The sequence below is a fragment of the Staphylococcus sp. FSL K6-0223 genome (genome assembly GCF_038008285.1).
Window position 1 is genome coordinate 1 of the sequence record NZ_JBBOYX010000004.1, and the last position, 11,766, is coordinate 11,766.

At 34.6% G+C, this 11,766-nt stretch carries 11 protein-coding genes; all 11 read right to left on the reverse strand.

The genetic code is table 11. The annotated features are described in order from the left end of the window. A partial coding sequence (locus MHI13_RS23510) for a YSIRK-type signal peptide-containing protein (RefSeq protein WP_445684215.1) occupies positions 1-1,673 on the reverse strand: 1,673 nt, incomplete at its 3' end. 316 nt (positions 1,674-1,989) lie between these two features. Then, a complete protein-coding gene (locus MHI13_RS20880) occupies positions 1,990-2,676 on the reverse strand; it encodes a Crp/Fnr family transcriptional regulator (protein ID WP_023351014.1) in 687 nt (228 codons plus the stop codon). Between the two features lie 160 nt (positions 2,677-2,836). After that, positions 2,837-3,781, reverse strand: coding sequence for a carbamate kinase (gene arcC / locus MHI13_RS20885; RefSeq protein ID WP_002436220.1), 945 nt, complete (start codon positions 3,779-3,781; stop codon positions 2,837-2,839). A gap of 18 nt (positions 3,782-3,799) precedes the next feature. Next, the gene (gene arcD, locus MHI13_RS20890; protein WP_023351012.1) at positions 3,800-5,230 is read right to left on the reverse strand and encodes an arginine-ornithine antiporter; all 1,431 of its coding nucleotides are present in this window, start codon (positions 5,228-5,230) and stop codon (positions 3,800-3,802) included. Positions 5,231-5,605: 375 nt separating this feature from the next. After that, positions 5,606-6,613 (reverse strand): ornithine carbamoyltransferase, encoded by a 1,008-nt coding sequence (gene argF, locus MHI13_RS20895; protein ID WP_002436235.1) that lies wholly within the window; start codon positions 6,611-6,613, stop codon positions 5,606-5,608. A 124-nt stretch (positions 6,614-6,737) separates the two neighbouring features. Further along, positions 6,738-7,973, reverse strand: coding sequence for an arginine deiminase (gene arcA / locus MHI13_RS20900; RefSeq protein ID WP_002436265.1), 1,236 nt, complete (start codon positions 7,971-7,973; stop codon positions 6,738-6,740). Between the two features lie 337 nt (positions 7,974-8,310). Then, complete coding sequence (locus MHI13_RS20905) at positions 8,311-8,772, reverse strand: arginine repressor (RefSeq protein WP_002436164.1); 462 nt, start codon at positions 8,770-8,772, stop codon at positions 8,311-8,313. A gap of 201 nt (positions 8,773-8,973) precedes the next feature. Continuing rightward, positions 8,974-9,174 carry a hypothetical protein gene (locus MHI13_RS20910; protein WP_064210808.1) on the reverse strand — a complete coding sequence of 67 codons (201 nt, stop codon included), beginning with the start codon at positions 9,172-9,174 and terminating at the stop codon, positions 8,974-8,976. Between the two features lie 26 nt (positions 9,175-9,200). Next, positions 9,201-9,404, reverse strand: coding sequence for a hypothetical protein (locus MHI13_RS20915; RefSeq protein ID WP_002436270.1), 204 nt, complete (start codon positions 9,402-9,404; stop codon positions 9,201-9,203). Between the two features lie 194 nt (positions 9,405-9,598). Then, a complete protein-coding gene (locus MHI13_RS20920; protein ID WP_002436188.1) occupies positions 9,599-9,805 on the reverse strand; it encodes a hypothetical protein in 207 nt (68 codons plus the stop codon). A 343-nt stretch (positions 9,806-10,148) separates the two neighbouring features. Next, entirely contained in the window at positions 10,149-11,669 is a 1,521-nt protein-coding gene (locus MHI13_RS20925; protein ID WP_340761950.1) for a M4 family metallopeptidase, read from the reverse strand. Between the last annotated feature and the right edge of the window lie 97 nt (positions 11,670-11,766).

The following is an 11,766-nucleotide window of genomic DNA, read 5'->3' on the forward strand; positions in this document are numbered from 1 at the left end:
TCGCTGTCTGAGTCTGAATCGCTATCTGAATCTGAGTCACAGTCTGAATCGCTGTCTGAATCTGAGTCACTGTCTGAGTCTGAATCGCTATCTGAGTCTGAATCACTATCTGAGTCTGAGTCGCTATCTGAATCTGAGTCGCTATCTGAATCTGAGTCGCTGTCTGAATCTGAGTCACTATCTGAGTCTGAGTCACAATCCGAGTCTGAATCACAATCTGACTCTGAGTCACTATCTGAGTCTGAGTCACTATCTGAGTCTGAATCGCTGTCTGAATCTGAGTCGCTATCCGAATCTGAGTCGCTGTCTGAATCTGAGTCACTATCTGAGTCTGAGTCACAGTCTGAATCCGAACCACAGTCTGAATCTGAGTCTGAGTCACTATCTGAGTCTGAATCGCTGTCTGAATCTGAGTCACTATCTGAGTCTGAGTCGCTATCTGAGTCTGAGTCGCTATCTGAGTCTGAATCGCTGTCTGAGTCTGAGTCACAGTCTGAATCCGAACCACAGTCTGAATCTGAGTCGCTGTCTGAATCTGAGTCGCTATCTGAATCTAAATCACTATCTGAATCTGAATCAGAATCATAGTCTGTGTCTGAATCATAACTTGAGTCTGAATCACAGTCTGAGTTGTAATCACAGTCTGTGTCTGAATCATAGCTTGCGTCTGAATCGTAGCTTGAATCTGAATCATAGCTTGCGTCTGAATCGTAGCTTGAATCTGAATCATAGCTTGAATCTGAATCATAATCTAAGCCTGAATCACTATCTGAGCTATAATCACAGTCTGAGTTGTAATCACTATCTGTGTTGTAATCACAATCAGTATTATATTCACTGTTTGTGTCGTAACCAGTATCTGTGTTGTAATCATAACTTGTTGAATCAGTATCATAGTCTAAGCTACGATCCGCGTATAAATCGCAATCTGAGTTGCTATCTAAAGCTGAAACATTTTCAACAGCGTCTCCATTAGCTGAGACATCAGATGAATTATCTAAATTATCATTATTATTTTCGGAAACACCACTTATTGCTTCTATATCGTAATTGTTAGAACCTGCTTGAATACCATTTTCACAGTCTGCTGATTCTGACAATGATTGATTTGCATCATTATTTTCTTCTTGAGTTTCATATTCTTGGGCTTTTTGTAATTCATCTATGTTATTGTCGTTGTTCACTTGGTTATCTGTTTGTTCTTGCACTGATTCGTTGTCAAAAGTTTGTTCATTTGCAATGCAGTTATCAGTTGATTGGGCGTCAACTGATTCATTCTCCGTATTACGTGTGTTAATATCTGTTGAAACATTTTCTAATGATGTAGCATCTTCTTCTTGGGCTTTGGATGATGCATCATCACTATATTCAACTTCGTTCATAGGAACTTCATCAATAATACAATCGTTGTCTATTTGCTGAGTTGGTTGTTGCTCGTTATAGTCGTTTTGTGTGTTTTGAGTTTCTGTTAACATTTCTTCTTGCTGGGCTTGATCAGTAATACCCGAACAATCTTCATCCGCTTGCGCCTGAGTTAATTCAGTTGAAGTCTCAGCCGCTTTAGCTTCATGATTCACTCCGAATATTAATGTTGCACCAACTAATATTGATGCCGTTCCTACTGTAAATCTTCTAATGGCATACTTATTGTGCCTGTTAGGCACGAAATCCATTCTTTTTCTCAAATTACTTCTCTCCCTAAAAAAATTTTGTGATTTATATAATCACAAAGAATATAATACTACAATTTCTTTTTATATAAAAGAGTTAATTAAAATGTTATTAATAATTCACAAAATATATGAAATTTGTTTTTGGTGTTATTTTTTGAATTTCAATTTTATTTCAGAATATTTAGCGTTTCAACGTATTATTTTTATATTAGTAAATTTTTTAAGAAAACAAAAAGCGTTAGTTAAATAATTCATATGAATATCATTTAACTAACGCTCTAAAGTAATTATGAAATATTAAATTTTTTAAGTGTCATTATAAATCTTTGCTGATTAACCAGTTTTTATTACTTTTGAATAGAACTTTATCCTCTCGAAGTTCATTAATGATATGACCTGTGGTTTCTCTAGATATACCGGCCATATCGCTCAACAGTTGTATCGTCATGAATTGCTTAATTTCATAAAATTCATCATTATCATAACCAACTGTTTGGCAAAGATAGCGTAATATCTTTGTTACGCGTTCTTTCGCAAGCTTGCTGGTTAACGCCATATTATATTCAATGTGTTGGCATTGTGTTGCACTCAACAATTCAAATAACCTTACAAAGATATCTTCATGATTTTTACAAAGATATTCAATTAAATCTTTAGGTATGCCAATCACTTCGCAATTCGTCAATGCGGTGCACATTTCATTTGGCGCCTTATCTTGAAATAAATTGTTTAAGGGAAATAACACTTTTTCTCTATTTAAATAACGATACACATCACCATTAAGATTAAAGTTTTCTCTCATTATATTCCCTTCTATTAATAAATAGATATGCGTCGTTTCATCTGACGAAAAGTAAATAACCTGACCCTTACTATAATGTCTCACAAAGCATTGGCTTTTAAATGGAAGTAAGACACCTACAGGTATATGAATATATGACGCTAATTGTTTAAAACTTTCATCAAGTTCATTTTCTCTACAAAACATTTGATTTCCAGCCATAACATAAACTCCTTACTACCTAAGCTATTGGATAGAGGAACAACCAAACATCTTTTGCAAGTTGTTAACGGGGTAAGTGTCAAAGAAGAACCGCTTCAAAGATGTTATATTTTTGATTAGGGGGCCATCGTTCTTAAATCTCCAATAGCATAATCATTCATTATTTATGAATATGTGTACCTGCTTGCTTGTCGAACGCTTGATAAGCATTTTCCAAATTAGTGATGATCGCTTCTTTATGCTCCCCACTTTCAACGAAATCAATCGCCGCTTCTATCTTAGGTAGCATTGATCCTTCAGCGAATTTACCCTCTTTCGCGTAACTTTTCAAAGTTTCAACATCAATATCTGTTAACTTTTCTTCATTAGGTTCTTTAAAATTTATATACACGTGCTCTACATTGGTTAAAATCATCAGCGTATCCGCATCAATTAAGGCAGCTAACTTCTCGCTAGCGAAGTCTTTATCAATGACGGCGTCAACACCTTCATAAGTATTATCTTTCTTAATAACAGGTACACCGCCACCACCACATGCAATGATGATATTTTTTTGTTCAACAAGTGTACTTATCAATTTATGTTCAAGTATTGAAATTGGTAAAGGTGATGCGACAACCTTTCTATAACCACGACCAGCTGAGTCTGCTTTATAGATAGCCTCAGGTTGCGCTTCTTTCAATTCTTGCATCTCTTCTTCAGTGTAAAATGGACCAATCGGTTTAGTTGGTCGATCAAATCTCGGATCATCTTTATCGACTTCTACACGAGTAATAATAGTACCGACAGCTCTGTCACTGCCAATCTCAGATAGTACACGGTTAATTTCTGTTTCTAACCAGTAGCCTATCATACCTTGTGTCATAGACCCACATACATCAAGTGGCATAGCGGGCGTTTGTTCACTATCAGATTGAGATTGTTGAATCAATAAATTACCTATTTGAGGACCATTACCATGCGAAATGACAATATCATTATCGGATTGAAATAGTGGTTTAAGTGTTTGCATAGTCATACGAATAGCCCGTCGTTGTGCTTCTGCTGAACCTTCAGACGTCTGAATCGCATTACCACCTAATGCGATGACAATTTTTTTATCCATAACAGTTCGCTCCTTTTTCTAGAACACGTTAATCGCGCCACTACATAGTCGTATAAGTCCGACAATAGATAGAATGATAATGATAGCGAAGAAGATATAGTCAATGCGTGTTAAGCGTGTTTGGTTATTTTTTTGAACGATTGAATAAACGATAAGACCAGGAATGTAAAGCAACATTGTTAATAATAAATAATCAAATCCTGCAGCATAGACCAGCCATACTGCGTATAGTGAGGCGAGTATACCTATAGTCCATTGTTTAGGTGTCGCGTGTTGTTTATGTTCAATAGTGTACTTAACTTGGTAAAAGGCACTGAACATATATGGGTATAAAATGGCACTAGATGCTAATGAAAATGCAAATTGGTACGCGCTGTCAGTGAACAACATACTAATCAAGAAAATTTGAACTAATATGTTAGTGATTAATAATGCATTGACTGGTGCGCCGTTTTCATTTTCCTTAGCGAACCATTTCGGGAATAATCCATCTTTCGCAACGATAAAAGGCAACTCTCCGGCAAGTAGTGTCCAACCTAACCATGCACCTAAAACTGAGATAATTAGTCCAATGTTTACAAGTGTTGAACCCCAATCTCCTACGATGTAAGCAAGGACATGTGCCATAGATGGTGCGTTTAATTGAGAGATATGGTTTTGAATGATGACACCTTGTGCTAATACAGTTAATAAGAAATAGATGAGTAACACTGAAATTAATCCTATTACTGTTGCAGTACCTACATCTTTCTTACGTTTGGCACGACTTGAAAAGACGACAGCACCTTCTATACCGATAAATACCCATACAGTGACGAGCATTGTACTTTTCACTTGAGACATTGTGTCTCCAAAGTTAAATGGTAGTGCACCATGTGCATTCATTCCGAAGAATCCTTCTTTAAAAGTTTCAAAATTAAAGGCAACTAACATGCATATAATGACTAATAAAATAGGTATTAACTTGGCAACCGTAACAATACTATTAATAAACGCCGCAGTTTCTACCCCTTTAAGTATTAAAAAGTGAACACCCCATAATAAAATTGAAGCAACGAGTATACTTGGGAATGTGTTACCACCTTTAAAAATTGGGAAAAAGTTACCGACGGAAGACATTAGTAATGTTGCGTACGCGACGTTCCCTAAAAATGCAGAGAACCAATATCCCCATGCACTTGCAAAGCCGATAAAATCGCCAAAACCAGCTTGGGCATAACTGTATATACCGCCATCAAGATCCGGTCGTTCATTTGTAAGGTTTTGGAAAACGAATGCTAATGAAATCATGCCTATGGCTGTGATAACCCATCCTATAATAATGGCTAAACCACCAGCTTGTCCTCCCATATCAGACATGAGATTGAATGCACCGCCACCTATCATTGATCCTATTACAAGACCTATCAATGATGATCGACTTAACTTATTTTCTCCTTGTTCGCTCATATTCATTTCTCCTTTAGAAGTAGGAAACTATAGACTTACTTTTCCCTCTAATTGTTATCATTGTGCTGAAACCAATAGTGTATTTTCTTTCATTCATATCCTTTCATTAAGTCAGTATGCGAGAGTGGGTGTTGTGGAAAGGTGTGAAAGATAGTTACGACCGTTACATTAAATGGGTTAGTAAACATGTGACTACGGACGGATTGATAACGGTCAATTCGTAACGACTTAATGATGATGAACGTTTAATCTTGATTCATCACTGCTCGAATATGATGAACTCAATCACTCATTTGACTTCATACACTTGGAGTGGCTCAATTTGTTTTGTATGTTGTAAGTCTATAGTTCCTCATGATGTTGTGTAGATTTAATCTAGCCTAGTGTAGCAGCCATAACAGCTTTAATTGTGTGCATGCGATTTTCGGCTTGATCAAATACTTTAGAGTGCTCACTTCTAAAGATTTCATCAGTAACTTCCATTTCACTGAGGCCATATTTATCATATATATCTTGACCGTATTCTGTTTGTGTATCGTGAAATGCTGGTAAACAATGTAAGAAGATTGTACTGTCTTTACCAGTTAATTCGAACATCGCTTTATTGACCTGATAGTCCTTCAATAAATTAATGCGTTCTTCAAACTCACTTTCTTCGCCCATAGATACCCATACATCTGTATAAATAACATCGGCATCTTTAACTGCTTCTTCGATCTTATCAGTGACTAACACGGAACCACCATATTTAGAGCCACAATCTCTAGCTATTTCTACATAAGCATCTTTAGGACTTAGTGCTTGTGGTGTACAAATTCTAATATTTACACCAAGCATCGCACCAGCTACCATTAATGAATGTGCCATGTTATTACGTCCATCACCGACATAAGTCAAATTAATGCCTTCAAGATGTTCGAAGTTTTCTTTTACTGTCATAAAGTCTGCCAACATTTGTGTTGGATGCCAATCATCTGTTAATCCGTTCCAAACTGGTACACCAGAGAATTCTGCAAGTTGTTCTACTTTCTCTTGTGAGAAACCTCTAAACTCTATACCATCAAACATTCTGCCTAATACTTTCGCAGTGTCTTCAACAGATTCTTTTTTTCCTAATTGTATATCATTTTTTCCTAAAAATTCAGGATGTGCACCTAAATCAATAGATGCGACTGTGAATGCAGCACGCGTACGTGTAGACGTTTTTTCAAAAAGTAATGCAATGTTTTTACCTTCTAAATAACGATGCGGTGTGCCTTGTTGTTTATACGTTTTTAACGTCATGGCAAAATCTATTAAACCTTCAAATTCTTCTTTGGTAAAATCACATTCTTTAAGTAGTGATCTTCCTTTTAAGTCAAATGGTTTCCGGATTTTTTCCATAGTATACGCCCCTTTCATCTAATTAGTCGCAGTGTAAATCATCAGCGCCTTCAAAACTTAATATGATAAGTTTTTAAATTGAAAGCGATTTCATATACACTATAACAGGTTTTTGAATACGATTCTATAAATCTTCTCTGAATAATGGTTGACTCATACATCTTGGGCCACCACGTCCGCGAACAAGTTCGCTTCCAGGAATTTCAATTACTTTAATACCGCGTTTTCTTAACAAATCATTTGATACATAGTTACGATCATATGTGACTACTACACCTGGACGGATACATAATGTGTTTGAACCATCATTCCATTGTTCACGTGCACCATCAATCACATCACCATTACCAGTTGGGATTAACTCGATATTATCAACACCAAGTACTTCCTCCAATGTTCGTTTAAGGTGACTTGAATGAGTGATTTTGATGTCATCACTAGCTTCATCATTTTCAATAATGAAAATGTTCATATTACCTTCAGCTTTAAGGATTGCAGAGTGAGTTGTGAACTTATCATAATCAATCATTGTACAAACTGTATCTAAGTGCATAAATGTACGGCTAGTTGGAATCTCAATTGCTACTACCTTTTTAAAAGTGGATAACGGATCTTTAAATATACGTCGTGCTAAGCGTTCGATAGCTTGAGCTGACGTACGTTCTGATATTCCAATTGCTAGTACTTCTTTAGAAAGTACAAGTTCGTCCCCACCTTCAATGTTGAAAGGACAATCACGGTCTAACCATACCGGAACATCCGCATCTTTGAAGCGAGGATGATGTTTTAAAATGTATGAAATGAAGATTGATTCTCTACGTCTAGCTCTCCAAAACATACGATTCACTGTCATACCTCGACCTATTGATGCTTGTGGGTCACGAGTGAAGTATAAGTTAGGCATTGGGTCTAAATAGAATGGATACTTGTCATCCATATACTCAACTAAATGCGTAGATTCTAATTTTATCTCTTCTTTACGCACACCAGCCATAACTTTATCAATTAACTCTTGATTAGATAATGTTGAGAATAATTTTTTTATTTCTTTCTCATGACCAAGAATTGTTTTACGAGATTCTGCTAACACATCATTGATGAATTGTTCTCTAATATCTGAATCTTCAATGCTTTCTGCAGCAAGTTTCTCTAAGTATAGTACTTCTACTCCTTCATCTTGTAACACTTTGGCGAACCGATCGTGCTCTTGTTGAGCAACCTCCAAATAAGGAATATCGTCAAATAGTAAACCACCTAAATAATCTGGAACTAAATTTTCTAACTCTTTACCTGGACGTTTAAGTAAAACGGTTTTAAGTTTACCAATTTCACTGTTTACTTGAATGGGTCCATCTGCCATATTCATTTCCTCCTTTTCTGTAACTTCAACATGAGTATATAGTGATTTCACATACATTTATGTGATTATATTCACAAGTTCAATGTAGAAAGTTTTGTACAATTTGGTTATTCAATACATTTATATGATTGTTTATACATTTTTGTATTGTTATTTCGTATGGAAAATGAATATTCAGCTAATATGAAATAATGAATGTTTCGATAAAAAGTTTTTTATTCACTTAAATGAATAGTTAGTCAATATGTGAATTAATAACTTTAGTAATATAAAAGACCTAGCAAACGTATGCAATACGTTTACCAGGCCTTTCGATTCATTATTCAGATATGAGAGATTATGAATAATTATGATTGAATATTTTGTAATACACATATTCAGCCATTGCTTTAGAATGAGTAAGTATCATAATAGTGTCGTTGCCACTTATAGTACCAACAATCTCTTTAAGTTGTAATTGGTCAATATAATAATTGATACTTTGCGCAAATCCTGGTGACGTCTTTATAAGTATATATGATTCTTTAATCACGGTACTAATGATTTCTGTTTCTAAATAATCATCTAGCTTAATTTTAGCGTCGATTTGCGATTGATTATTTAAAATTTTGTATTCAAATTGTTTGCTCTCAGCTGGCAGACGAAAAATATTAAGTTCTCTCAAGTCTCTCGCAATGGTTGTCATACTATAACGAATGCCAAAGTGATCATCAATATAATCAATGATATCTGCTTTTTTATAGATGTGATTTTGTTTAACAATCATGGTTACTAAATCCTGACGTTTACTCTTTTTCATTAAATGATAAACTCCTCACTAAATCTAATTTAAATTCATTTAAACTTTAATAATTCTTTTTATTTAATAATAATTTATCATTCTAATGTTAAAAATATATGAGAAAGTATGTAAAATTTTGTGACAAATATTGAGTAACACAGGTAGTACCATACATCACTTTAATGTATAACTGACATTGAACAATCATTTGTACAATGTCTAAGATGTCTTATCTTTATAAATCATTCTAATCCATCCAATCATTAATAAAGCCGAATTAATGATTGATAATAAGTTAGAATAAAATGCAGGTACGTGAATCAAATGAGTGAATATTAAAATATTAATGAAGAAAATAATGATTAGTGGTGTAAATAAAATGAAATCTATAATATTCAGACCTTGCTCAGATTTATTCAACCTCAATCAACTCCTAAAACTTTCTATCATTGATCGTGTTTATCTTTCTTATTTATTCGAATTAAACTAATAAAAACGATAATGGTAAAAATAGTGGCAACATAATTAGATTGACTTTCTGACAGCTTTACTATGTCAAAGGTATTTAAGAAGCACATCACTGCAACTATAAATAAAATGACAATCAATACGAAATCTTTTTTAGTTAACTTCTTTAATAATTTACGCACTTCTTATCTCCTAACACTTTATTTTCTATTTGGAATGTTTATGTTCTGCCAGAGACTTAAAAAGAATAAGAACGACGATGATTATAGGAAGTATTAACGTAATGATTGGCGATACGTGTATTAAATTAAATATCTGCAAAACTCCAATTAAAACGACTAATAAACTAATAATGATTAACAGAATATCAATAACTTCAAGTTGTTTTATCTTTTTCATCCTCTTCTCTCCTAGTAATTTTGCTTTTAGAGCATAATCTTTCATTTATAAAAGATGTCACAATAATCATAAGCAATGCTAATAATACGACACTTAGTAAAGGCAACTTAAAAAAACTAACGAATCCCATAATCAATATTCCTATAACGTCTCTTAAATTAAAATCTTTCATTGGATCATTCATGTTTATAATCCCTCATTTGTATTGTCTCTTTCACTCTTTATAACATTTATAAGATAGAATAAAAAGGTTAGGTAGAGTTAAGAATATCTATTAATAGTTTCAATAAATAGACTGCCGTCTCACTTCGGCTAGACAACCCGCAGTCTCCTCCCTAAGAACATTTTAAAGCCCCTACTCTACTGTTAGAGTAAGGGCTACATGAAGCCAAACATTGTTTGATCATCATTTATTAAGGCGTTTAATATTTGTAAGTGTTTAACATTAATTCTTGTTTATTAAGGCGTTGATTATGTTCGTTGATAGATTGTTTATGGCTGATTTAAATGATTTAAAGCTCAATTATTTATACACCAACGTCGTCCCATGCATCTGCTACTTGGTTAGCTGTGTTTTTATCATATAAATCTAAAGCTGATTGATACAGTGCTTCTTTAGCATCACTAAAGTTTGAATTTGAACTTAAATATTCTGTGAGCGCTCTGTAGTAAATTTGTTGTGCTTTACCCTTTCCAATACTACGTATTGTATTGTAAGCTGCTTTGTTAGGAATTCCGGAGTTAGTGTGTACACCACCATTGTCTGATTGCGTATTTACGTAATCATCCATGTGAGATGGTTGACCAAATCGTTCTGGATTGGACATACTTCTTAGTGCATCTCCATTTTGTCCTGGTGTATATACATCTTCACCCATTAAGAAATCTTCATCATCGACAAAGTAACCGAAGACATCTGAGAAACTTTCATTTAAAGCTCCTGATTGATTGCGATAATTAAGATTCGCTGTTTCTTGGGTTACACCATGCGTGATTTCATGAGCTACAACGTCATTTGCACCAGATAGTGCTGTAAATGTTCGTCCGTCTCCATCACCATATATCATCTTATCGCCAATCCATGCGGCATTATTTCTATTATCAGAACCTTGGAATTTGTTTACGTGTGCTAGAGAGATAATTGAACTTCCTCTATCATCATATGATTCACGACCGAAAGTATCTTTATAGTAGTCATACACTTGTTTAGCGTAGTAATTAGCGTCAACACCAGCACGTTGATTATCATCTGTGAAGTTTTTATCGTTATCTTTGATGAGCGAATGTTGGCCAGTGTTATCACTATAATTGTAAGCTGCTAATTGTCCTTGATGCGTTAAATCTTGTAACGCATATCCTTCATTTACACTATTGATATTGATTTGTTTTGTATCACCAAGTACACCTTTACCTGTACCTGTCGTCGCTGCTTCTTTGATGAGATTAAGTTTATCGACAACTTGGCCTGTTTCTGCATCAACTTTGATATTCCAATGTGAAATTTTAGGTGTTGTAGTAATCAATTCTACATTGTAAACATACTTATTTGTTTTACCATCGATTTCTACTTTATTTGTTTTGACGGCGTCTTCTTTCATATTTTTCGCTTTTTTAGGATTAAGATTAACCGCTTCAAACGCTTTTTTAGATGCTTGTTCTTTGTTGATCGACACCTCATTAGCTGGTCTCACCTTCTTCGCATCAGTGTCACCGTTAATTAATACAACTTTACCTTCAGTATTCACATGTACTTTAACCTCCTCATCAGGAGCAAAGACGTTACCTAACTTAGGTTGTAAAGTGTAGTGCGTAAATCCTTTGTTGTCTTTTTTTACATCAGTGACAACATAGTCTTTATAATGGTTCTTAACATTTTCTGAACCAGGTAATGCTTTAAGCGCTTTTGGTGCGTCAGTCTGTTGAGTAACCTTTGCATCAATGTCTTGTTTTACTGACTTGTCTTTAGCATGGCCATCCATAGTGACAAAGGGACTTGCGACCGTAAGTGCTGCGATACTTGTAAGTGCATATTTTGAAAAATTTTTCATCTCGTAACCTCCTATAAATTTTTGAAAAAGCAACTTACGGTGCCATCGTAATTTTAATTTTCTGTTAAGTAAATGGAAACTGCATTTTATTCACATA